Raw genomic sequence first — 24,432 nt, 5'->3', positions numbered from 1 at the left:
GCTACAAGGTGAGGTCAAGCGCAGGGTTTTGCGCGCACTCCGCTTATGCCTTCGAAAAAACGCTCGGTTCGGCTTGCACCAAAGCAAAGCGTGGCACCTGCTCGCCGTCAACCTCGACCGACTCCAGGAACATGCTCAAGGGACGCACCCAAAAGCCGTAATCGCCATACAGGGCTTGGTAGAAGACCACTTCTTCCTCGGTTTCCGAATGCCGCGCAATACTGAATACACGGTACTGCGGACCTTTGTAATGTTGGTAGAGCCCAGGTTGTATCGGCATGCTTCGGCCCTCACTCAAATCTTTTCAAAATAAAAACAAAAATAAATTCAGAAAAACAAAAACCGGGGCACTTGGCCCCGGCTTCCATCAACGGAACGCTTAGACGCGTTCGAAGACGGTGGAGATGCCTTGGCCGAGACCAATGCACATGGTAGCTACCCCGAAGGTGCCGCCATTTTGCTTCATCACGTTCAACAGGGTGCCGGAAATACGTGCACCGGAGCAACCGAACGGGTGACCCAGGGCAATGGCGCCGCCGTGCAGGTTAACCTTCTCGTTCATCTTGTCGAGCACTTTCAGATCTTTCAGCACTGGCAGGGCCTGTGCAGCGAAAGCTTCGTTGAGCTCGAAGAAGTCGATATCGTTAATGCCAAGACCTGCGCGTTTCAGTGCTTTTTGTGTTGCCGGTACTGGACCATAGCCCATGATTGCCGGGTCCACACCCGCCACTGCCATCGAACGGATGACCGCCAGAGGCTGGATGCCCAGGTCCTGTGCACGCTGCGCCGACATCACGATCATGCACGAAGCACCGTCGGTGATCTGCGACGACGTACCGGCCGTCACGGTGCCGCCCTTCGGGTTAAACGCTGGCTTCAATGCCGCCAGGCTTTCCAGGGTGGTTTCCGGACGAATGGTTTCGTCGTAGTCGAACAGTTTCAGGAAACCGTTCTCGTCGTAACCCTGCATCGGGATGATTTCATCTTTGAACTTGCCTTCCACGGTCGCCTTGTGGGCGAGTTGGTGGGAGCGCACGCCAAAGGCGTCCTGTTGTTCGCGGGTAATGCCGTGCATTTTGCCGAGCATTTCCGCGGTCAGGCCCATCATGCCCGAGGCTTTCGCCGCGTACAGCGACATGTGCGGGTTCGGATCGACACCGTGCATCATGCTCACGTGGCCCATGTGCTCGACGCCGCCGACCACGAACACGTCGCCGTTGCCGGTCATGATCGCTTGCGCGGCGGTGTGCAGTGCGCTCATGGACGAACCACACAGGCGGCTGACGGTCTGGCCGGCCGAAGTGTGCGGGATCTGGGTCATCAGCGACGCCATACGGGCGATGTTCCAGCCCTGCTCCAGGGTCTGGTTCACGCAGCCCCAGATCACGTCTTCGACTTCGTTCGGGTCGACCTTGACGTTGCGTTCCAGCAATTTGCTGATCAAGTGTGCCGACATGTCTTCGGCACGGGTGTTGCGGTGCATGCCGCCCTTGGAGCGGCCCATCGGAGTACGACCGAAGTCGACAATCACGACGTCTCTAGGATTCAAGCTCATAAAATTTCACTCTCGCTCTAGTCGTTTGGACGCTTAACCGAAGAACCGTTGGCCGGTTTTGGCCATTTCACGCAGTTTTGCGGTCGGGTGGTACAGCGCGCCCAAATCAGCGTACTGGTCAGCCAGGGCCACGAACTCCGCAACACCAATCGAGTCGATGTAGCGCAGCGCACCGCCACGGAATGGAGGGAAACCAATACCGTAGACCAGACCCATGTCGGCTTCGGCGGCGGTTTCGACGATGCCGTCTTCCAGGCAACGCACGGTTTCCAGGCACAGCGGGATCATCATCCAGTTGATGATGTCTTCGTCAGTGACTTCGCGCTGCTCGTAAACGATCGGCTTGAGCACTTCCAGCACCGATGGATCGGCGACTTTCTTCTGCTTGCCTTTCTTGTCGGTCTCGTAGGCGTAGAAGCCCTTGCCATTCTTCTGGCCCAGGCGCTTGGCTTCATAGAGCACGTCGACAGCCGAACGACGGTCGTCTTTCATGCGGTCCGGAAAGCCTTCAGCCATCACGTCACGACCGTGATGACCGGTGTCGATGCCGACCACGTCCATCAGGTACGCCGGGCCCATCGGCCAGCCGAACTTTTCCATGATCTTGTCGATACGGACGAAGTCCACACCGGCGCTGACCAGCTTGGCGAAACCGCCGAAGTACGGGAACAGCACGCGGTTGACCAGGAAGCCCGGGCAGTCGTTGACCACGATCGGGTTCTTGCCCATTTTTTTGGCGTAGGCCACGGTGGTGGCGACCGCCAGCTCGCTGGACTTCTCGCCGCGGATCACTTCAACCAGCGGCATCATGTGCACCGGGTTGAAGAAGTGCATGCCGACGAAGTTTTCCGGACGCTTGAGGGCCTTGGCCAGCAAGGTAATGGAAATGGTCGAAGTGTTGGACGCGAGGATGGTGTCCTCTTTGACCTTGTCTTCGACTTCAGCCAGCACGGCTTGCTTGACCTTGGGGTTCTCGACGACCGCCTCGACCACCAGGTCCACGTGACCGAAGTCGCCGTAAGACAAGGTTGGACGAATGCCGTTGAGGACTTCAGCCATTTTCGCCGCGGTCATACGACCTTTGTCGACACGGCTCACCAGCAGCTTGGCGGCTTCAGCCAGGCCTTGCTCGATGCCGTGCTCATTGATGTCCTTCATCAGAATCGGTGTGCCTTTGGACGCCGACTGATAAGCTATGCCGCCACCCATGATGCCGGCGCCCAGTACGGCGGCCTGCTTCACGTCCTTGGCGATTTCATCGTAGGCCTTGGCCTTTTTCTTCAGTTCCTGATCGTTCAGGAACAGACCGATCAAGCTTTGCGCGGCAGAGGTCTTGGCCAGTTTGACGAAACCGGCGGCTTCGACTTCCAGTGCCTTGTCCCGACCGAAGTTGGCGGCTTTCTGAATGGTCTTGATCGCTTCAACCGGCGCCGGGTAGTTCGGGCCCGCCTGGCCAGCGACGAAACCTTTGGCGGTTTCGAAAGCCATCATTTGTTCGATCGCGTTCAGTTTCAGCTTTTCCAGCTTCGGCTGACGCTTGGCTTTGTAATCGAACTCGCCGGAAATGGCGCGCTGGATCAGTTCCAGAGCGGCCGCCTGCAGTTTCTCGGGAGCAACCACGGCGTCGACGGCGCCCACTTTCAGAGCGTCTTCAGCACGGTTTTCCTTGCCGGCGGCAATCCACTCGATGGCATTGTCGGCACCGATGAGACGCGGCAGGCGAACGGTACCGCCGAAGCCTGGGTAGATGCCCAACTTGACTTCCGGCAGACCGATCTTGGCCGTGGTGGACATGACGCGGTAGTCCGCCGCCAGGCACATTTCCAGACCGCCGCCCAGGGCGATGCCGTTGATCGCGGCAACGGTCGGGACATTGAGATCTTCGAAATCACTGAAAATCTTGTTGGCTTCCAGATTGCCAGCAACCAGCTCGGCATCAGGCAGCTTGAAGTTCTCGACGAATTCGGTGATGTCGGCGCCGACGATGAAGACGTCCTTGCCGCTGCTGACGATCACACCCTTGATCGAAGCATCTGCCTTGATGGTGTCTACGGCCTGACGCAGTTCGTTCAGGGTTAGACGGTTGAACTTGTTGACGGACTCACCCTTGAGGTCGAAATTCAATTCGACGATGCCACTTTCAAGAGCCTTAACCGTGATGGCTTTACCTTCGTAAATCATCAACTGATCTCCACGATATGGAAGCTGAACAGTACACGTCGGACGCAGGCGAATGGCTTGGCAGGGACATTTATCGTCGATGCTACGCCCATCCACCCAACACACCCGCCAACGCGATAGTCGGGATTCTGTAGGAACGGTCTGCAATGCAAACGCTCAATTCATACGCCCGTTTGATTTGGGTACGCCACCTTCACGGAATTTCAGACAATTGTCAATCGCCCAAAATGCGGGCTTGAACTCGACTTTCCGGTCATTTGCGCACCACGACGGCCCACAATAAGCAGCCGCATGCCAGGCCATTCATAGAATCAATAGTTAGAAAAGTCGCCCTAATTCGCTGCAGTCTTTGTTTAAAAGGCTACGCTGGCGTAGGACCGAGGAAAAATTTTGAACGCGCGAGACGAATGTCGGCGTAAGATCTGCGCACAGCGAATTACCGGCCTGCCTGGCCAACTCCAGCCCGATGATGAATGTCGGGCTTTTTATTGCCTGACGAAACGCCGTCGCCCCATCACCCGGCCGGGTTCAGGCTAACGCTTTGAGAGTGGCATCGATTTGTTGCAAAACGGTCGCTTCGCCCTTCTCGCCCCAGTACAGCGTGATCATTTGCTTGTCGGCTTCGACCTTGTAGACATTGGCCGGCAATTTTTCGAAATGATTGAGCAGCGCCTGGTCCTTGCAGACCTCCTGCCACTGGTTCACCCACATCCCCGGCGACTTCTGCCAGTAACTCCAGCACACCGGCTGGTTGCTGCGACGCGGCCGATGGTACTGCGCACACGGGCTTGGCGGCTCCGGACTGAGCCAGTGCGGCCATTCCTGAGGCGCCAGTTGCATGGCCAGGCCGATGCGGCGGGCCTCCATGCGCAGGGCCATGCGTCCGCTCTGGCCACGGGACGGTCGCAGCCATGCCAGCGGGCTCAACACCACCAACAGGATTGACACCACTATCCAGACCGTCATATGTGTACTCCCGATTCTTGACGGGCGCTTTGGGTCACTTTGAAAACAATGCGCTTGAAACCAGCCATACTTACCCTTATTGCAATTCTCAGGAGGAGCACCTCATGCCCTACACCCACATTTTGGTCGCTGTAGATCTAACCGAAGAGTGCGATCCTGTCATCCATCGCGCTCGCGAACTCTCGGTGAGCAGCGGCGCGAAATTGTCCCTGGTGCACATTGTCGAGCCGATGGCCATGGCTTTTGGCGGCGACGTGCCGATGGACCTTTCCCAGTTGCAGCAGCAACAATTCGATCAGGCCAAGGAGCGTCTTGACCGGCTGATCGTGAAGTATCCGGAACTCACCAAGGAATACAGCCACCTGACCTACGGCCAGCCACGTCAGGAGATCCATCACCTGGCCAAAGAGCAGGCCTGCGATCTCATTGTGGTCGGCAGCCATGGCCGGCATGGCCTGGCGCTGCTGCTAGGCTCCACCGCCAATGACGTGCTGCACGGTGCGCCATGCGATGTCCTCGCGGTGCGCCTGATCAAAAGCTGAACACCGCCCCCTGTAGGAGCGAGCTCGCTCGCGATGGACCCGGGAGCGCCGCTGGGTGTCTGGCACCCAGTGTCATCGTTCGCGACCATCGCGAGCGAGCTCGCTCCTACAGGGATCGACGCGATCACATTGCCTATGAAAAGCCCGGCATTCACACAGGTGAAGCCGGGCTTTTTTTGTTACTGGATCAATCAGGCATCCAGTTCAGCCCAACGCTCGACCATCACGTCGAGTTCAGCTTGCAATTGCTCAAGCTGAGCGATCACGGCAGCCGTCTCGGCAGCCGGGCGCTGATAGAACGCGGAATCCGCCATCTGCGCTTCAACCGCGGCGATCTGCTGCTCCATGGCTTCGATCTGACCCGGCAGCATTTCCAGTTCGCGCTGATGCTTGTAGCTGAGTTTCTTTTTCGCCGCTGGCGCCTCGACTACCGGGGCCACCGGCGCCGCTTCGGCGGTCACGACCGCCGACGTCAGGTCAGCCTTGCCGGACTTGCTTTCGGTCACGCCCAGCAGGCGCGGCGAGCCGCCCTGACGGAGCCAGTCCTGGTAACCACCGACGTATTCGCGAACCTTGCCTTCACCTTCGAAGACCAGGGTGCTGGTGACCACGTTGTCGAGGAATGCCCGGTCGTGGCTGACCATCAGCACGGTGCCGTTGAAGGTCAGCAAGACCTCTTCCAGCAGTTCGAGGGTTTCCACGTCGAGGTCGTTGGTCGGTTCGTCGAGGACCAGCAGGTTGGCTGGCTTGCTGAACAGTTTCGCCAGCAACAGACGAGCACGCTCACCACCGGACAGCGCCTTGACCGGCGTGCGGGCACGCTGCGGGCTGAACAGGAAGTCGCCGAGGTAGCTCAGCACGTGACGGCTCTGACCATCGATGTCGATGAAGTCGCGACCTTCGGCGACGTTGTCGATCACGGTCTTTTCCAGGTCCAGCTGATGGCGCAACTGGTCGAAGTAGGCCACGTCGATGCGTGTCCCCTCTTCCACTTTGCCGCTGGTGGGTTGCAGACCGCTGAGCATCAGTTTCAGCAGCGTGGTCTTGCCGGTACCGTTGGCGCCGAGCAGACCGATACGGTCACCGCGCTGCAGGACCATCGAGAAATCCTTGATCAGGAACGGGCCGCCCGGGTGAGCGAAACTCACATTCTCGAGGACCATGACCTGCTTGCCGGACTTGTCGGCGGTATCCAGCTGAATGTTGGCCTTGCCGGTGCGCTCACGACGCTCGCTGCGCTCGACACGCAAGGCTTTCAGGGCGCGGACGCGACCTTCGTTACGGGTGCGGCGGGCCTTGATGCCCTGGCGGATCCAGACTTCTTCCTGGGCCAGTTTCTTGTCGAACAGTGCGTTGGCGGTTTCTTCAGCCGCCAGCGTCGCTTCCTTGTGCACGAGGAAACTGGCGTAGTCGCCGTTCCAGTCGATCAGGCCGCCGCGGTCCAGTTCGAGGATGCGGGTGGCCAGGTTCTGCAGGAATGAACGGTCGTGCGTGATGAACAGCACGGCGCCCTGGAAATCTTTCAGCGCCTCTTCGAGCCAGGCAATCGCACCGATGTCCAGGTGGTTAGTGGGTTCGTCGAGCAGCAGCAGATCCGGCTCGGAAACCAACGCCTGGGCCAGCAGGACGCGGCGACGCCAGCCACCGGACAATTCGGCGAGGGTCTTGTCGGCGGGCAACTGCAGACGGCTCAGGGTGCTGTCGACCAGTTGCTGCAAACGCCAGCCATCGCGGGCTTCGAGGTCGTGCTGGACATGCATCAGTTTGTCCAGGTCGGCGTCGGTGACGATGTTCTGGCTCAAGTGGTGATACTGCGCGAGCAGCTCGCCGACACCGTCCAGGCCTTCGGCCACCACGTCGAACACGGTCCGCTCGTCGGCTACCGGCAATTCTTGCGGCAATTCGCCAATCTTGAGGCCGGGCGCGCGCCAAACGGAGCCGTCATCGGGCTTCTGGTCGCCCTTGACGAGCTTCATCATGCTGGACTTGCCAGTGCCGTTGCGGCCGATGATGCACACCCGCTCACCACGGGCGATCTGCCAGGACACCTTGTCCAACAACGGCATAGCGCCGAAAGCAAGGGACACATCGCTGAATTTGAGCAGGGTCATGAGCTTCTCCAAAAACCGGGCGCGCATTCTACCTGACTTGAGGCTTCAGAAGGCCGGCAATTTCACCTTCGCGACACTCTGCATGACAAATGTTGCGAACTGATGCAGACGGGGCCGCAAAGCTTTCGCCCGTTGCTGGCAAAAGGCTAAGCTACAGATTATTCAGCGCGGGCATGCCCCGCGCTTGTCATGATTTCTCTGCCCGGATGTCTCATGCGCAGTCGCCTTTTCAGTCTTTTATCGTGTTTGCTTCTTTCTGCCACTGCCGTTCAAACCGTCCAGGCGGTGGACCTCTCCACCCAGCGCCAATATTACGATGAAGCCAAGCGGGCCTTGGCCAAGGGTGACACCGGCCCTTATTTCCGTTACAGCCAGGCGCTCAGCGATTACCCGCTGGAGCCGTACCTGGCCTATGACGAATTGACCGCGCGCCTGAAAACCGCGAGTAACGCCGAGATCGAGAAATTCCTCGCCGAGCACGGTGACCTGCCCCAGGCCAACTGGATGAAATTGCGTTGGTTGCGCTGGCTGGCCGATCGTGGCGACTGGGCAACCTTCGTCAAATATTACGACCCCAAGCTCAATTTCACCGAGCTGGACTGCCTGAACGCGCAATATCAGATCGGCAGCAACCAGAAAGCCGAAGGTTACGCCAACGCCAATAAACTCTGGCTGACCGGTAAATCCTTGCCCGCCGCATGCGACGGCTTGTTCGGCGTCTGGGCGGCCGATGGCCAACTGACCGAGCAGAAACGCTGGGAGCGCACGAAACTGGCCGCCCAGGCCCGTAACTACCCGCTGGCCAACAGCCTGATCAGCGGCCTGACTACCCTGGCCCCGCGCGGTCGCCTGCTGGTGGATGTGGCGCAAAAACCTGAGTTGCTCAACCAGCCGTCGCGCTTCACCCCGGCCGACGAACCGATGTCCGACATCGTCAGCCTCGGCCTACGCCGTCTGGCCAAGCAGGATCCGGACAAAGCCATGGAGTTGCTGGACGGTTACGCCAGCAGCATGCACTTCTCCCGTGATGAAAAAGTCGCGATCGCCCGGGAAATCGGTTTGACCCTGGCCCGTCGTTTCGATCCGCGCGCATTGGACGTAATGACCAAGTACGACCCGGAGTTGCGCGACAACACGGTGTCCGAATGGCGCTTGCGCCTGCTGCTGCGCCTGGCCCGCTGGGACGACGCCTACCAGTTGACCCGCCGCTTGCCGCAAGACCTGGCGACCACCAACCGCTGGCGCTACTGGCAGGCCCGCAGCCTGGAGCTGGCGCAGCCGCAGAACCCGGAAGCGCAGACGCTTTACAAAGGCCTCGCCCGTGAGCGCGATTTCTATGGCTTCCTCGCGGCTGACCGGTCGCAGTTGCCCTACTCGCTGGTCAACAAACCGCTGGTGCTCAGCCAGGCGCTCATCAACAAGGTGCGCAACACCCCGGGCGTGCGTCGAGCCCTGGAGTTTCATGCCCGTGGGCAGATCGTCGACGGTCGTCGCGAGTGGTATCACGTCAGCCGCCACTTCAACCGTGACGAGATGGTCGCCCAGGCGAAACTGGCCTACGACCTGAAATGGTACTTCCCGGCGATCCGCACCATCAGCCAGGCGCAGTATTGGGACGATCTCGACATCCGATTCCCGATGGCCCACCGCGAAACCCTGGTGCGCGAAGCCAAGATTCGCGGCCTGCATTCGAGCTGGGTGTTCGCCATTACCCGTCAGGAGAGCGCCTTCATGGACGACGCCCGCTCAGGCGTCGGCGCCAGCGGTCTGATGCAACTGATGCCGGGCACCGCCAAGGAAACCGCGCGCAAGTTCAGTATTCCGCTGGCCTCGCCACAGCAGGTGTTCGACCCGGACAAGAACATCCAGCTCGGCGCCGCCTACCTGAGCCAGGTACACAGCCAGTTCAACGGCAACCGTGTCCTCGCCTCCGCCGCCTACAACGCAGGCCCCGGTCGCGTGCGCCAGTGGCTACGCGGTGCGGATCATCTGAGTTTCGATGTCTGGGTCGAAAGCATACCGTTCGACGAAACCCGCCAGTATGTGCAGAACGTACTGTCCTATTCGGTGATCTACGGCCAGAAGCTCAACTCGCCGCAGCCGCTGGTGGATTGGCATGAGCGCTATTTTGATGATCAGTGAGCCTGTCTGAAGCGCTGAAAATGCCCGCATTGAAGCAGGCCTTTCGTAGGAGCGAGCTTGCTCGCGATGGTCGTTAACGATAACGCGTGCAGCCTGAATGAACGCGGCGCGCTTGAATCCATCGCCAGCAAGCCGGCTCCTACAGGTTTTGCGTGATCGTCTGATGGGGCGAAGCTTCATGCCCATCATTGAATTGCAACGCCGCCAACCGCGCATACAGCGCATTGCTTGCAATCAATTCCTGATGCGTCCCCACCGCCACCAGTTTCCCTTGGTCCATCACAGCGATCCGGTCGGCGTTTTTCACGGTGGCCAAGCGGTGGGCGATGACCAGGGTCGTGCGATTTTTCATCAGGCTGGGCAGGGCTTGCTGGATCAGGTGCTCGCTCTGGGCGTCGAGGGCGCTGGTGGCTTCGTCGAGCAGCAGGATCGGCGCGTCCACCAGCAGCGCACGGGCAATCGCCAGGCGTTGGCGCTGGCCGCCGGACAGGCCGAGGCCTGCGTCGCCCAGATGCGTCTGGTAACCGTGGGGCATCGCCTCGATGAAGTCGTGGGCGTAGGCGATTTTTGCCGCTTCCTGGACCTGCGCCAGGCTTGCCGTAGGATTGCCGTAGCGGATGTTCTCTTCGATGCTGCCAAAGAACAGCGCCGGGGATTGCGAGACCAAGGCGAAGCAACGACGCAAGTCGAGGGGATCGAGCTGGGTCAACGGCACACCGTCGAGCAGGATGCGGCCTTCAGCCGGGTCATAAAAACGCAGCAACAGGTCATAGACCGTTGACTTTCCCGCGCCGGACGGCCCGACCAATGCCAGGGTTTCCCCGGCGTTGATGGTCAGATTCAAGCCATCGATGGCATAGCTTTCAGGACGCGACGGGTAGGAAAAGCGCACGTCTTGCAGCTGCAGATTGCCGGTGACGCGCTCGGGCAATGTCACCAGGCCGGCGCTCGGAGGCTGAATGATGTTTTCCGAGCGCAACAGCTCGGCAATCCGCTCGGCGGCCCCGGCGGCGCGCTGCAATTCGCCGATCACTTCGCTCAATGTGCCGAAGGCGCTGCCGACGATCAGGCTGTAGAAGACAAACGCCGCCAGCTCACCCGCGGAAATCCGCCCGGCCATCACGTCCATGCCGCCGACCCACAACATCACACCGACCGCCCCCAACACCAGCACGATCACCAGGGTAATCAGCCAGGCGCGTTGGAAAATGCGCTTGCGAGCGGTGTCGAACGCCTCTTCCACGGTGACGGCAAATCGCTGCTCGTCCTGAACCTGATGGTTGTAGGCCTGCACGGTTTTGATCTGGCCGAGGGTTTCGGAGACGTAGCTGCCGATATCGGCAATCCGGTCCTGGCTCAGACGGGACAGACTGCGCACCCGTCGGCCGAAGATCAGGATCGGCGCAATCACCAACGGCAAGGCCACCACGACGATGCTGGTGAGCTTGGGATTGGTGATGAACAGCAACACAATCCCGCCGATCACCATCAGCAGATTGCGCAGGAACAGCGACAACGACGAGCCGATCACCGATTGCAGCAACGTGGTGTCGGTGGTCAGGCGCGACTGAATCTCGGAGCTGCGATTGTCCTCGTAGAACCCCGGATGCAGGTAAACCAGATGGTTGAACACCTGGCGGCGGATATCGGCCACCACCCGTTCGCCGATCCAGGAAACCAGGTAAAAACGTGCAAACGTGCCGAATGCCAGGCCTAGCACCAGCAGCATGAACAGACCAATGGTCTGGTTGAGCAAGTGTGGCGACCGGGTCATGAACCCCTGATCGACCAACAAGCGAATCCCCTGCCCCATGGACAAGGTGATGCCTGCGGTGACAATCAGTGCGAGCAAGGCGCCAAGGGACTGCCAGCGATACGGCACGAGGAAACGACTGGCCAGGCGAATGGCGCGGCGGTGACGGGCAGAAAGCATCGGGTTGTCCAGTTCGCGAGTTAAGGGGCCAGCTCTACTTGTTCAATGGGGGGGAACTCTGTAAATCACAATGAGTCAGGTTAATTATGACCGCAAGGACCATACCCTAGATGCTATCGATCTAAAGTCCGGGTGGTAACGTCGCAGAATTTCTGGTCGACTGGCATTGCCGCCCCGACATGATCGCAGGGAGTTGTCACAGCCCGGTCACCTGGCGGTTCTACAGTAGGCACACAACCTGATGAGGAGACAGGCAATGTCCTTGCAAAACAGTAGCGATGACAAGATTCAAGTGATCCGCACACAGCCAGACCAGTCTCTGGGTTGCTCAATCATTGACGAAAACGGCCGTGAAGTACCGATCACTGAAGGCATGATCCAGGACGCCTGCCGCGAACTGGAGAAGCGATTGGTCAAGACTGCCAAACAAGATTGATATAGCCACCGTCTTCTTGACCCGGCCCTGATGGCCGGGTTTTTTGTGGGTGAAAATCAGCAATGGTCAGACAGCCGTCGCCCCCAACGCCGCCACAATCTTCAACAACGCTGGCGCCTCCCCCTCGATCCGCACCTGCAACCCATCGATTTCCCGGCGCGACGGATAATACTTGCGCAACCGATCAAACGCCGCACGCTGTTCGCTCACGCTGCCTACAAGGCTGCGGCGGAAATCCGCGTCATCACGGCGCGGGTCGTACACGCCCCGGCACAACATCGCCAGCGCCCAGGCGGGATCGCTGTCGGCGTGCAAGGTCACTTGCGACAGCCACGGCGCCGGCAACAAATCGCTCAGGCTGACCTGCGCCGGTTGCCCGAGAAACTCGCAATACGCCTGATAGATCTGCGCCGTCCCGCGCTGTTTGCCGTCAAGGCTGTAACCGGCGATGTGCGGTGTCGCCAGCACGCAGAGCTCCGCCAGCGCGACATCGACCTCGGGCTCGCCTTCCCAGACGTCCAGCACCGCCTGCAGGTCCTCGCGCTGCAGCAACACCTCGCACAGGGCCGCGTTATCCACCACCGGGCCACGGCTGGCGTTGATCAGCCAGGCGCCAGGTTTTAGCTGGTTCAGACGACTCTTGTCGAACAGGTGCCAGGTCGATCCGGCGCCATGTTTTTGCAACGGCGTATGCAGGCTGATGACATCGCACTGTTCAACGATCTGTTCGAGGCTGACGAAATCGCCCCCTTCGGCGGCTTGCCGTGGCGGATCACAGACCAGCACGTTCCAGCCCAGCCCTTGCAGGACCTTGACCAGGCGACCGCCCACTTCGCCCGCCCCCACCACACCGTAGGTACGCTGGGTGAGGTCGGCGCCTTCGATTTCGGCAAGGGTCAGCAAACTGCCCAGCACATAGTCGACCACGCCGCGGGCATTGCAGCCGGGGGCGCTGGACCAGGTGATGCCGGCCTGCTGAAAGTAATCGAGGTCCAGGTGATCGGTGCCAATGGTGCAGGTGCCGACGAAGCGCACCTTGCTGCCCTCGAGAAGCGAGCGATTGACGTTGGTCACTGAACGCACCAGCAAGACGTCGGCCTGTTCGACGCTGGCGCGGTCGATGGAACGTCCCGGCATCCGGCGGATTTCACCGAAACCTTCGAAGAACGCATCGAGCAGCGGAATATTTTCGTCGGCAACAATCAGCATGGCAGGCTCCTTTGGCGGATCGGCAGTGTAGGCGGAGATGGTGGGTGACGCCTAGCACCGCTCCTACAGGGAAAGCCGGAGGATTACAAATCGGTAACAGAGGATTTTTCCTGACCGCTGCGTCAACGCGTAGAATGCGCCGCCTCGTGCATCAAAAATTCTGGACGTTTCGCCCTTGAACTCAGTGACTGAGCAACCTGCTGCCATTTCCCTCTCTCGCCCGGCCCGGGTTCGCCTGGAGCTGAACAACCTGCTCGGCCTGGCGCTGCCGATCATGATCGCGCAACTGGCCACCACGGCGATGGGCTTTGTCGATGCGGTGATGGCCGGCCGTGTCGGGCCGCGAGACCTGGCGGCGGTGGCGCTGGGCAACTCGATCTGGGTCCCGGTGTTCCTACTGATGACCGGCACACTGCTGGCCACCACGCCAAAAGTCGCCCAGCGTTTCGGCGCCGGCACCCACAGCGAAATCGGTCCGATCGTGCGTCAGGCGCTGTGGCTGGCGCTGGTCGTCGGCTTGATCGCGACCACGCTGCTGTTCAGCGCCGAGCCGATCCTGCACATCATGAAGGTCGATCCGGAACTGATCGGGCCGTGCATGCAATACCTGCACGGCATCGCCAGCGGTTTGCCTGCCGTCGCGTTCTATCACGTGCTGCGCTGTTTCAGTGATGGCCTGGGGCGCACGCGTCCGGCGATGGTCCTGGGCTTGTGCGGCCTGGCACTGAATATCCCGCTGAACTACGTGTTCATTTATGGCCACTTCGGTGTGCCAGCGATGGGCGGAGTCGGTTGCGGCTGGGCCACGGCGATCGTGATGTGGGTGATGGCGCTGGGCATGGCTGGTTGGGAACGCTGGGCGCCGGCCTATCAGTCGAGCGAATTGTTCAGCCGCTTCGACTGGCCGCAATGGTCGGTGATCAAACGCCTGCTGGGCATCGGCCTGCCGATCGGCATCGCGGTGTTCGCCGAGTCGAGCATCTTCGCGGTGATCGCCCTGCTGATCGGCAGCCTGGGCGCCACGGTGGTGGCCGGGCACCAGATCGCGCTGAACTTCAGCTCGCTGGTGTTCATGATTCCCTACTCCCTCGGCATGGCCGTGACGGTGCGCGTCGGCCAGGCACTTGGCCGCCAGGAACCGCGGGAAGCCCGATTCGCCGCCGGGGTCGGCATGGGCACCGCGCTGGCTTACGCCTGTATTTCCGCGAGCCTGATGCTGTTGTTGCGCGAACACATTGCAACCATCTACACGGCGGACCCGACGGTGATCCACGTGGCCGCAATGTTGATCGTGTATTCGGCGTTGTTCCAGTTTTCCGATGCGATCCAAGTCACGGCCGCCGGAGCATTGCGCGGTTATCAGGACACGCGGGTGACGATGATCCTGACCCTATTCGCCTACTGGGGCATTGGTTTGCCGGTGGGCTACGCGCTAGGCCTGACCGACTGGCTCGGCACGCCGAGCGGCCCGAGCGGGTTGTGGCAGGGCTTGATCGTCGGCCTGAGCTGCGCCGCGCTGATGCTGTCGATCCGCCTGACGCGCAGTGCGCGCAAGCGGATCCGCATGAGCCATGCGGCGGGTTAAGCGAGCTTCTTGCGAATCCAGTAGAGGTACGTGCCGGCCTCTTCATGCTGCCCGACCAGCTCGTGGTCGAGGAATACGCAGAACTTGGGAATGTCGCGCCGGGTCGACGGGTCGGTGGCGATCACCTTGAGCAGCCCACCGGGGGCCAGGTCGCGGATGTGCTGGTGCAACATCATCACCGGCTCCGGGCAGTTGAGGCCGGTGGCGTCGAGGGTGCCGTCTACCGGCCTATCAAGCAGTTCACTCATGATTTACTCCTGAAACTGGCCGGCATTGTCGCGCATTGCCGGGTATTCGGTCATCTGTGGCATGACGCCATCCCTGTAGGAGCCGGGATGTCAGCGGGATTTCGGTTTCTTGACGTCGAGCCGGCGCAGGTGGCACGTGACTTCTTCGCGGTCGTGATACAGCTGCTTGCAGCCGATCTCGACGCGAATCCCGCGTTCCTTGAAACCATCGGCAATACGCTCGAGCAAGCGTTTCACCTCAGCGTAACGCTGTTTCATCGGCAACTTGAGGTTGACCACGGCCTCGCGGCAATGGCCCTCGCCGATCCACTCTTCCAGCATCGCTGCGTTGCGCGCGGGTTTCTCGACGATGTCGCAGACCATCCAGTCCACCGGTTGCCGAGGCTTGTAGGTGAAACCGTCGGCCATCAAATGCTGCACCAGGCCTGTCTCCATCAGGCTTTCGGCCATCGGGCCGTTGTCGATGGCGGTCACCAGCATGCCACGGTTGACCAGTTGCCAGGTCCAGCCACCCGGCGCCGCACCGAGGTCGACGCCGGTCATGTCGCTGTGCAGGCGCTCGTCCCACTGGTCGCGCGGGATGAAGTGGTGCCACGCCTCCTCCAGCTTCAAGGTCGAGCGGCTCGGGGCCTCGCGGGGAAACTTCAGCCGCGGGATGCCCATCGGCCACATCGCCGAATTGTTCGACTCGGCCAGGCCCATGAACACTTCGCGACCGCTTTTGAAGGTCAGCAACAGGCGCGGCTTGTGGGCGTCTTCCACCAGTTTGCCCGCGGCCATCAGTGCCTTGCGCAGGTGCACTTCGAATTTCTTGCAGAAGTTCGACAGTTCCTTGCCATCGTTGGTGTCGACCATTTCCAGCCACAGGCTGCCACACAGCGGAAAGTCCGCCATATGCGCCAGGATCACGCTGATGCGGTCGGTTTCCGGCAGGTCGATGAAAATCCCCCGGGCCCACTGCCGCGGAAAAATCAGATCGGTGAAATGCTGGCCGCGCATCAGGCGCTCGGCGCCGTCTTCTTCGGTGCAGATGAATTCGGCACAGGCGCTGGCGGCCTTGGCCTTGGCATAACCGGCCACGTTCAGCCGCGCGGCGTGTTCGGAGATCTCGGAACAGACTTCGCCTTCGAAGCCCGGCCGGCAATGCATAAAGAGGGTGTTCATTCTTACTCCTGGGCAGTTGGCGAAGAATTCAGCCACTGCGCGATGCCCAGGCTTGCGTTGAAGCAAAGCCTGTCACGAAAACCGGCGCATGATAGCCGAGTTCGGAACCTCGGTACTGTCGATAGAGTCCAGTTATTAGCCAGCTACTTAAAACAGGGCTAGGTTTAATGCTCTGCCCGTCCCCTCAGTCCGTATCCGTGCGGACGAAAAGGAGTGATCGTAATGCCGTCCCTCGATAGCCTGAAAACCCTTAAAACCCTGCAAGTCGACGACAAAACCTACCATTACTTCAGTCTGCCCGACGCCGCCAAAAGCCTCGGTGACCTCGACAAGCTGCCGATGTCGTTGAAAGTGTTGCTGGAAAACCTGCTGCGCTGGGAAGACGAAAAGACCGTCACCGGCGCCGACCTCCGGGCGATTGCGGCCTGGCTCAAGGAGCGCCGTTCCGATCGTGAAATCCAGTACCGCCCGGCGCGGGTATTGATGCAGGACTTTACCGGCGTGCCCGCAGTGGTCGACCTGGCCGCCATGCGCGCGGCCATGGCCAAGGCCGGCGGCGACCCGCAGCGAATCAATCCGCTGTCACCGGTGGACCTGGTGATCGACCACTCGGTGATGGTCGACAAGTTCGGCAGCGCGAGCGCCTTCGGCCAGAACGTCGACATTGAAATGCAGCGCAACGGCGAACGCTACGCCTTCCTGCGCTGGGGTCAGAGCGCCTTCGACAACTTCAGCGTGGTGCCGCCCGGTACCGGCATCTGTCACCAGGTCAACCTTGAATACCTGGGACGCACCGTCTGGACCAAGGACGAGGACGGTCGCACATACGCGTTCCCCGACACCCTGGTCGGCACCGATTCCCACACCACCATGATCAATGGCCTCGGGGTCCTTGGCTGGGGCGTCGGCGGGATTGAAGCGGAAGCGGCGATGCTCGGCCAACCGGTGTCGATGCTGATTCCGGAAGTGATCGGCTTCAAACTCACCGGCAAGCTGAAGGAAGGCATCACCGCCACTGACCTGGTGCTGACCGTCACGCAAATGCTGCGCAAGAAAGGCGTGGTCGGCAAATTCGTCGAGTTCTACGGCGACGGCCTGGCCGATTTGCCGCTGGCCGACCGTGCGACCATCGCCAACATGGCCCCGGAATACGGCGCCACCTGCGGCTTCTTCCCGGTGGACGAAGTGACGCTGGAATACCTGCGCCTGTCTGGCCGGCCACTGCAAACCGTGAAACTGGTCGAGGCCTACAGCAAGGCCCAAGGCTTGTGGCGCCTGCCGGGCAAGGAACCGGTGTTCACCGACAGCCTGGCCCTGGACATGGCCAGCGTCGAAGCCAGCCTCGCCGGGCCGAAACGGCCGCAGGACCGGGTGTCGCTGCCCAATGTCGCCCAGGCGTTCAGCGACTTTCTCGGCCTGCAATTCAAACCCACCAGCAAGGAAGAAGGTCGCCTGGAAAGCGAGGGCGGGGGCGGCGTTGCGGTGGGCAATGCCGACCTGGTCGGCGAAGCCGACTACGAGTACGAAGGCCACACCTTTCGCCTGAAAAACGGCGCGGTGGTGATCGCTGCGATCACGTCGTGCACTAACACCTCCAACCCGAGCGTGATGATGGCCGCCGGCCTGGTGGCGAAAAAAGCCGTGGAAAAAGGCCTCAAGCGCAAACCGTGGGTGAAAAGCTCGCTGGCCCCCGGCTCTAAAGTGGTCACCGACTATTACAAGGCAGCCGGCCTGACCCCGTACCTGGATCAACTCGGTTTCGACCTGGTCGGCTATGGCTGCACCACGTGCATCGGCAACTCGGGGCCGTTGCCGGAGCCGATCGAAAAAGCCATCCAGAAGGCCGACCTGACGGTTGCCTCGGTGCTGTCGGGTAACCGCAACTTCGAAGGCCGGGTGCATCCGCTGGTGAAAACCAACTGGCTGGCCTCCCCGCCGCTGGTGGTCGCGTATGCGCTGGCCGGCACGGTACGCATCGATATCAGCAGCGAACCACTGGGCGACGACAAGGATGGCAACCCGGTTTATCTACGGGACATCTGGCCAAGCACCCAGGAAATCGCCGACGCGGTGAACAAGGTCAACACCGCGATGTTCCACAAGGAATACGCAGAAGTGTTTGCCGGCGACGAGCAATGGCAGGCGATCGAAGTGCCGCAAGCGGCGACGTATGTCTGGCAGGACGATTCGACCTACATCCAGCACCCGCCGTTTTTCGACGACATCGGCGGCCCGCCACCCGTGGTCAAGGACGTTGCCGGTGCCCGGGTTCTCGCGCTGCTCGGCGACTCGGTCACCACGGACCACATCTCCCCGGCCGGCAACATCAAGTCTGACAGCCCGGCAGGCAACTACCTGCGGGAGAAAGGCGTGGAACCCCGGGACTTCAACTCCTACGGCTCCCGTCGCGGCAACCATGAAGTGATGATGCGCGGCACCTTCGCCAACATCCGCATTCGCAACGAAATGCTCGGCGGTGAGGAAGGCGGGAACACGATCTACATTCCCACCGGCGAAAGGATGGCGATCTACGACGCGGCCATGCGCTATCAAGCGTCGGGCACGCCGCTGGTGGTCATCGCCGGCCAGGAATACGGCACCGGCTCGAGCCGCGACTGGGCCGCCAAAGGCACCAACCTGCTGGGCGTGAAAGCGGTGATTGCGGAAAGCTTCGAGCGGATCCACCGTTCCAACCTGGTAGGCATGGGCGTGCTGCCGCTGCAATTCAAGCTGGATCAAAACCGCAAGAGCCTCAATCTGACCGGCAAGGAAACCGTGGACATCCTTGGCCTGACCGGCGTCGAACTGACACCGAGAATGAACCTGACGCTGCTCATCACCCGTGAAGACGGCAGCCGCGAGAAGATCGAGGTGTTGTGCCGGATCGACACGCTGAATGAAGTCGAGTACTTCAAGGCGGGGGGGATTTTGCATTATGTGTTGCGGCAGTTGATTGCGTCTTGACCAATTTTATGGGGTTGAGCCATGGCCAACCCCATATTCAAGTAGATTTTTTCGCGCAATGGGCAGGCAAATGCGCGCGCATTACAACAATAAACATCTTCACCTGTTACGAAAAATATTTACCTGAGCACATCTAAATACGACAATAAAAAGCATCTTAAAAGCGAGATATCCGAAAAGAGTCATCACATACAACAAATATAAAATTCCGACAGAAAACAATGCAAAGGCCATCTTATAATTACCAAAAAAAGAGTACCGATTGCCAAGACTTGCAAAATCTCTACCACCAATAAAAACAAAATAAAATACAAACGCTACCAAACCCAAAAAAGAGATCAATATAAAAATTTGTTTTCCCACAGACCACTCAACAACATCCGAGCTTTCTACAACCGACTTTCTCATCGTCACAATTGTGAAAATCACGGCACACACCGGCGCCACTAAACATATATAGTTTGCGACAGCTTTTGAAGTCAAAGGGAATGCCGAAGACCACACCCCAACGTTGCCAAAGAGATGCTCATCAATCATTCTCTCCACTAACTGGTAAAACTGTGAATCAGCGGTCGACGGAACTATACAAGCCAGCAAAAAAACAGGCAGCCAAGTAAAAACCATGAACCCGTAAGGGATTTTCATCTTTATAAATTTGATTTTAAAGCGTCGCATTTCAGTCCTCCACAACCCCCCCCCAGCTTGCAAAACTGAGGGAGCGACCTACGAAAGTGCGCTAACTAGACGCCTTCACATGTTAAACGCTAACTTATGAAATACCCGTTTATCTCATCAACCAACGCTGCGTCAAAAAAAACGGCGATCAAACCCATCAGCAATGCGACTATTGAAACACTCAAAATTGCAGGCGCAAGCCCATCGCTTGCCCAAGTTCGTATTAGCTTGTAGCCCTTTTTTTACATGTGGTCCTAAATAGCTTGCGGCGTTAGACATATAAGGTTCCTTCCTTTCAGTCCTATTAATGAGATTCGAGTGACTGACAGAGCTGCACTCTGTCCGATGCGGAACGTTGAGTTAAAAAACTGCGCCGCTTGCAAACAATAAACATTCACTCGCCGTTTTACTGCGTAAAAAATGAGAATATCTACGAATCAGAACAGCCCCACTCTTTTAGATCCGCTAGCTGTAGGACTCATCCTACAATCGAGTAACAACAGCGAGCCAGCAAATCTCCCGCAATGGACGAAGGCGTTCGCAAAATCTCAGTAATAAGGACTTCAGATGTTTTCTTTGCCATGGACTTTGCTTGTCCTTCTCTCCCTCGGCTACGGCCTGGCCCTGACTTACGGCCATCTCGGCTGGCTCGCGCTCATTTCCGTCGCCTTGTTGCTGACCGCCGGTTTCGCCGCGCGCCAACAACAGGTCCGCATTGGCCACTACCTCGGTCACGGCCTGTTCGTCTTCATGGCGCTGGCCCTGGCCCTGCACTGGCTACCGGGTTTTTATAACGGCCGCGGCATTCATCCGCAGCGCTTCACCGACGATGCCGTGCAGTTCTCGATGTACCTGAACCTGGACAAGCCGCTGATTGGTTTCTGGCTGTTGCTGGTCTGTCCGTGGATTGTCGGCCGGCGTTCGCTGCGGCTTTGCGCCTACGCCACCGCGCTGGGACTGGCGCTGAGCACGCTATTGGCATTGGGCGGCGCCTTGCTGCTGGGGATGATCAGTTGGGCACCGAAATGGCCGGATCAGGCCTGGCTGTGGCTGTTCAACAACCTGTTGCTGGTGACGCTGGTGGAGGAATCGCTGTTTCGTGGCTACCTCCAGGGCGGTCTGAGCCGCTACTTCAGGCACCTGGCGTACGGCGAGCATCTGGCGTTGCTGCTCTCCTCGCTGGTGTTTGGCCTGGTGCATCTGGGCGCGGGCTGGCACTGGGTGTTGCTGGCGGGTCTGGCGGGCGTCGGCTACGGTCTAGCCTATCGTTTCGGCGGGTTGGGGGCGGCCATCGCTACGCATTTCGGTTTGAATCTGCTGCATTTCGGCCTGTTCACTTATCCGATGCTGGCCGGCTGACGCAACGCCCGTTTTGCGAGGCGCTGCCGATTATTGAAAAATAAGTTCAACAAATCCTCGACCATGCCGACAACCTTTCAAAGCCTTGCGGATTGAAAAAGCCATGCGTAACAACCAGCCCATTACACAACGCGAACGGACCTTCCCGGCTCAGCAACGGTTGATTTCCACCACCGACGCCAAAGGCGTGATCACCTACTGTAACGACGCATTCGCTGAAATCAGTGGATTTACCCGTGAAGAGCTGATCCGTGCGCCGCATAACCAGGTCCGCCACCCCGACGTCCCGGCCGCGGTGTTCGCGCACATGTGGGGCACACTGAAACAAGGCTTGCCATGGATGGGCATTGTCAAGAATCGCTGCAAGAACGGTGACCACTATTGGGTGAACGCCTACGTCACACCGGTCTTCGAAGGCAACCAGGTGATCGGCTACGAGTCGGTGCGGATCAAACCCACCGCCGAACAGATCCAGCGCGCCGAAGCGCTCTACCAACGCATCAACCAGGGCAAGTCAGCGATTCCGTCCACCGATAAATGGTTGCCGGTGCTGCAGGACTGGCTGCCGTTCATTCTGATCAGTCAACTGAGCTTCATGATCGGTGCCACGCTCAACTCCCAGTGGGGCTTTGCCCTGGCTGCCGGTCTTTCGGTGCCGTTGGGCCTGCTGGGGCTGAGCTGGCAACAGCGCGGCCTCAAGCGCTTGTTGCGCCTGGCCGAACAGACCACCTCCGACCCGCTGATCGCGCAGATGTACACCGACAGCCGTGGCGCCCAGGCGCGTCTGGAGATGTCGATCCTCAGCCAGGAAGCCCGCCTGAAAACCTGCCTGACCCGTCTGCAGGACACCGCCGAGCACCTGACCGAGCAGGCTCGGCAGTCCGACACCCTGGCCCACGACAGCTCCACCGGCCTGGAGCGTCAACGCGTCGAAACCGAGCAAGTGGCCACCGCCGTCAATCAGATGGCCGCCACCACCCAGGAAGTGGCCAGCCATGTACAGCGCACCGCTGACGCCACTCAGGAAGCCAATCGCCTGACCGGTCGCGGTCGTGACATCGCCGGGGAAACCCGCGAAGCCATTCAGCGCCTGTCGGTGGTGGTCGGTGAAACCGGTCTGACCGTGACGCAACTGGCCAAGGACAGCGACGAAATCGGCGGCGTGGTCGACGTGATCAAAGGCATCGCCGACCAGACCAACTTATTGGCGTTGAACGCCGCGATCGAAGCGGCGCGTGCCGGTGAGATGGGTCGAGGGTTTGCGGTGGTGGCGGACGAAGTGCGTCAACTGGCACAACGCACCAGCGAATCCACCGGGCAGATCCACGCCCTGATCGCCAAGTTGCAGCAAACCGCGGGCACCGCCGTGCAAACCATGGAAGCCGGGCATCGCCAGGCGGAGGAAGGTGTGGCACGAGTGCTGGAAGCGGATCAGGCGCTGATCGGGATCAGCGAAGCGGTGGCGCACATCACCGACATGACCACGCAGATTGCCGCTGCGACGGAAGAGCAAAGCTCGGTGGCCGAGGAGATCAGCCGCAACATCAGCAACATCTCACAACTGGCGGATCAAACCTCGGAACAGGCGCAGAACTCGGCGTTGTTGAGTGAAGAGCTGACCAAGACGGCGAATACCCAGTATTCGCTGGTGGAGCGATTTAATCGCTGATTGCGACCCGAAAGACAAAAACCCGGACAGCGGCGGCTTCCGGGTTTTTTATTGGAGCCGGGAACGTGATGTTGTCTGGTAGGCCCTCATCGCCTGTACAAAACCCCGCTGAAGGCACTAGCACCCTTCACGATGAAGCCGATCCAAAACCAACTCATAAGGTTCGTCATACAAAGAATAATATTTGATTCGCAATGAAAGCTGGCATAACACCCTAATGTAATTCATTTCAACGTTATATGCTTGAGCCGCAGATTTAGGATAGTTGAAGAAGAACAAAACACTGGATTCCTCCTGACGCAACAGCACAGACTCAGACGACCATGAAGATCTTACAAAATACTTATGATCAAGCTCAAACTCTGAAAATATCGACTCCAGGTCTTTGACAGATATTTTTTTGCCCGTATTAAGGGAAGTAAACTCAATTTCTTTTATATCGGCAGGCCCAAGACCATTGTTAGTAATGGTCAGTGATCTGCGTTTTACGCCGTCTATCGTTTCAATTGGACTTCCGACAGAAATTATCGGCTTCACCGACAAGGCATTGGCCTTCCTGGTCTCCGTCCTGTCCCAGATCCCCAGACCTAAAGCGATAACAGCAGTGACCACTGCGGAGACGGCAGTAACCATCTCCCAATTTGTCCTGTATCCGTTTGCCATGAATGGGGTCCCTTTGAAGGCTCAATCAAACGTCCTTGCAACTGTAGACCGTTTTTTTGCTGAGTGCCGCTGATGCCTCGACTGCCTTCGGCTTCGCATAAAACATGATGCCTCTACGTGGTAATGAGTGCAGCAAGCTATCCAGAATTCCCGACCGTTGAACTGAAAAAAATGTCGGATGCTTCGTCAATTTACGACCGCAAACGTCATTTTCCTACTCGTAGGTCGGATGGATCACCTACTCGGTGATAGTTGTTTAAAAGTGTTTAGTTGCACTTCTTGCAGGCCACACGACCTTGCGCCATTGCCTACAGGTAAGCCAGACTTCGCCGGCTTGTGCAGCCTGATCTCGGGTTCTATCGTTGACCTGCCACTGCTCATCAGTGGTCGGGTTTAGCAGCCTGCGGCATAAATCACTGCACATGCATCCATCTCACAGGTGTTTTTTAGCCTGCGGTCTGATGGTGGCTGTACGCAGGGCACCTTCGGGTGCGCCGGCTTTGTGATTTTCCCCGGTCTGCTAACCTGCGTGCAGCTGCCTCCCTTTTCGTTTAGCAGCGAAACGGTTGGCACCCATTATGGAAAAATCACGCATGCAAAAGGTAACCCCTGATCCTCCAAATGCGGATAACGTATCTGCGCAAGAAAGCCCTCGCACTGAAAAACCCGGCGACGCCACCGACCGAAACGTCGATGACGCCCATCTCACCTTCGCCCACCTCAAAGCCCTTCCGCGCCAGCCTTCCACGTTCTTCATCGTCAACCCTGAACTGCCTGTTCAAGACCTGCTGGGTTTTGCCAGCGAAGCCGCGGCGTCGGCCTGCGTGATCATCGCGGATAAGGCAGACCAGGAGTCAGGGTCGATTCGCAATACCCTGTTTGGGCCTGGAACTAATCATCTCGGCGATCGAGATTTCGGTGAACGGTGCCCTGGACCACCTCGACCCCATCGAGTAGTCCAGCCAACCCCACAAGCCCCGTTCAAATTCCGTGGCATTCCTGTTTTCCGCAAATACGAATGTCATGGACC

General features: G+C 59.1%; 19 protein-coding genes. 8 read left to right on the top strand and 11 right to left on the bottom strand.

What is annotated here, in order from left to right:
* Positions 1-43: 43 nt before the first annotated feature.
* The 4 genes from NTD84_RS09515 to NTD84_RS09500 all read right to left on the bottom strand — a co-directional run bounded on the left by NTD84_RS09515 (position 44) and on the right by NTD84_RS09500 (position 4,702).
* Complete coding sequence (locus NTD84_RS09515) at positions 44-280, bottom strand: DUF1653 domain-containing protein (protein WP_262164890.1); 237 nt, start codon at positions 278-280, stop codon at positions 44-46.
* Positions 281-379: 99 nt separating this feature from the next.
* Positions 380-1,555, bottom strand: coding sequence for an acetyl-CoA C-acyltransferase FadA (gene fadA / locus NTD84_RS09510; RefSeq protein WP_096512656.1), 1,176 nt, complete (start codon positions 1,553-1,555; stop codon positions 380-382).
* Between the two features lie 33 nt (positions 1,556-1,588).
* Positions 1,589-3,736, bottom strand: coding sequence for a fatty acid oxidation complex subunit alpha FadB (gene fadB / locus NTD84_RS09505; RefSeq protein ID WP_262164889.1), 2,148 nt, complete (start codon positions 3,734-3,736; stop codon positions 1,589-1,591).
* A gap of 528 nt (positions 3,737-4,264) precedes the next feature.
* Positions 4,265-4,702: a hypothetical protein gene (locus NTD84_RS09500; protein ID WP_262164888.1), complete on the bottom strand. Its 438-nt coding sequence runs from the start codon at positions 4,700-4,702 to the stop codon at positions 4,265-4,267.
* Positions 4,703-4,806: 104 nt separating this feature from the next.
* Here NTD84_RS09500 and NTD84_RS09495 point away from each other — a divergent pair, with 104 nt between their 5' ends.
* Positions 4,807-5,244: a universal stress protein gene (locus tag NTD84_RS09495; protein ID WP_262164887.1), complete on the top strand. Its 438-nt coding sequence runs from the start codon at positions 4,807-4,809 to the stop codon at positions 5,242-5,244.
* A gap of 191 nt (positions 5,245-5,435) precedes the next feature.
* Here NTD84_RS09495 and NTD84_RS09490 read toward each other — a convergent pair whose 3' ends face one another.
* Positions 5,436-7,355 carry an ATP-binding cassette domain-containing protein gene (locus NTD84_RS09490; protein ID WP_262164886.1) on the bottom strand — a complete coding sequence of 640 codons (1,920 nt, stop codon included), beginning with the start codon at positions 7,353-7,355 and terminating at the stop codon, positions 5,436-5,438.
* Positions 7,356-7,568: 213 nt separating this feature from the next.
* On the opposite strand from NTD84_RS09490, the gene NTD84_RS09485 reads away from it, so the two are divergent.
* The gene (locus tag NTD84_RS09485; RefSeq protein ID WP_262164885.1) at positions 7,569-9,497 is read left to right on the top strand and encodes a transglycosylase SLT domain-containing protein; all 1,929 of its coding nucleotides are present in this window, start codon (positions 7,569-7,571) and stop codon (positions 9,495-9,497) included.
* Positions 9,498-9,636: 139 nt separating this feature from the next.
* Here NTD84_RS09485 and NTD84_RS09480 read toward each other — a convergent pair whose 3' ends face one another.
* Positions 9,637-11,430 carry an ABC transporter transmembrane domain-containing protein gene (locus NTD84_RS09480; protein WP_262164884.1) on the bottom strand — a complete coding sequence of 598 codons (1,794 nt, stop codon included), beginning with the start codon at positions 11,428-11,430 and terminating at the stop codon, positions 9,637-9,639.
* Positions 11,431-11,686: 256 nt separating this feature from the next.
* Between NTD84_RS09480 and NTD84_RS09475 the strand changes: the two genes are divergently transcribed.
* Complete coding sequence (locus NTD84_RS09475; RefSeq protein ID WP_262164883.1) at positions 11,687-11,866, top strand: PA1571 family protein; 180 nt, start codon at positions 11,687-11,689, stop codon at positions 11,864-11,866.
* A gap of 66 nt (positions 11,867-11,932) precedes the next feature.
* Here NTD84_RS09475 and pdxB read toward each other — a convergent pair whose 3' ends face one another.
* Positions 11,933-13,075 (bottom strand): 4-phosphoerythronate dehydrogenase PdxB, encoded by a 1,143-nt coding sequence (gene pdxB / locus NTD84_RS09470; protein ID WP_262164882.1) that lies wholly within the window; start codon positions 13,073-13,075, stop codon positions 11,933-11,935.
* Between the two features lie 175 nt (positions 13,076-13,250).
* On the opposite strand from pdxB, the gene NTD84_RS09465 reads away from it, so the two are divergent.
* On the top strand, positions 13,251-14,660 hold the full coding sequence (locus tag NTD84_RS09465; protein WP_262164881.1) for an MATE family efflux transporter: 1,410 nt from the start codon (positions 13,251-13,253) through the stop codon (positions 14,658-14,660).
* Here the strand turns inward: NTD84_RS09465 and tusA are convergent.
* Together tusA and rlmM are read right to left on the bottom strand one after the other, a co-directional pair.
* A complete protein-coding gene (tusA, locus tag NTD84_RS09460; protein ID WP_262164880.1) occupies positions 14,657-14,908 on the bottom strand; it encodes a sulfurtransferase TusA in 252 nt (83 codons plus the stop codon). The genes NTD84_RS09465 and tusA overlap by 4 nt on opposite strands.
* 90 nt (positions 14,909-14,998) lie before the next feature.
* A complete protein-coding gene (rlmM, locus tag NTD84_RS09455) occupies positions 14,999-16,072 on the bottom strand; it encodes a 23S rRNA (cytidine(2498)-2'-O)-methyltransferase RlmM (protein WP_262164879.1) in 1,074 nt (357 codons plus the stop codon).
* 222 nt (positions 16,073-16,294) lie between these two features.
* On the opposite strand from rlmM, the gene acnA reads away from it, so the two are divergent.
* Entirely contained in the window at positions 16,295-19,036 is a 2,742-nt protein-coding gene (gene acnA, locus NTD84_RS09450; RefSeq protein WP_262164878.1) for an aconitate hydratase AcnA, read from the top strand.
* Between the two features lie 99 nt (positions 19,037-19,135).
* Here the strand turns inward: acnA and NTD84_RS09445 are convergent, their stop codons facing one another.
* Complete coding sequence (locus tag NTD84_RS09445; RefSeq protein WP_262164877.1) at positions 19,136-19,711, bottom strand: hypothetical protein; 576 nt, start codon at positions 19,709-19,711, stop codon at positions 19,136-19,138.
* 567 nt (positions 19,712-20,278) lie between these two features.
* On the opposite strand from NTD84_RS09445, the gene NTD84_RS09440 reads away from it, so the two are divergent.
* On the top strand, positions 20,279-21,070 hold the full coding sequence (locus tag NTD84_RS09440) for a CPBP family intramembrane glutamic endopeptidase (protein ID WP_262164876.1): 792 nt from the start codon (positions 20,279-20,281) through the stop codon (positions 21,068-21,070).
* Positions 21,071-21,173: 103 nt separating this feature from the next.
* Entirely contained in the window at positions 21,174-22,739 is a 1,566-nt protein-coding gene (locus NTD84_RS09435) for a methyl-accepting chemotaxis protein (protein ID WP_262164875.1), read from the top strand.
* Positions 22,740-22,856: 117 nt separating this feature from the next.
* Here the strand turns inward: NTD84_RS09435 and NTD84_RS09430 are convergent, their stop codons facing one another.
* Positions 22,857-23,402, bottom strand: a complete 546-nt coding sequence (locus tag NTD84_RS09430; RefSeq protein ID WP_262164874.1) for a hypothetical protein — start codon at positions 23,400-23,402, stop codon at positions 22,857-22,859.
* A gap of 593 nt (positions 23,403-23,995) precedes the next feature.
* On the opposite strand from NTD84_RS09430, the gene NTD84_RS09425 reads away from it, so the two are divergent.
* Positions 23,996-24,432, top strand: a 437-nt coding sequence (locus NTD84_RS09425; protein WP_262164873.1) for a hypothetical protein, incomplete at its 3' end; no start/stop codon positions are given.

The organism is Pseudomonas sp. 14P_8.1_Bac3 (assembly GCF_025466085.1).
GTDB lineage: Bacteria > Pseudomonadota > Gammaproteobacteria > Pseudomonadales > Pseudomonadaceae > Aquipseudomonas.
The sequence above is the reverse complement of the archived record's forward strand: the minus strand, read 5'-3'. Positions and strand labels throughout refer to the sequence as shown.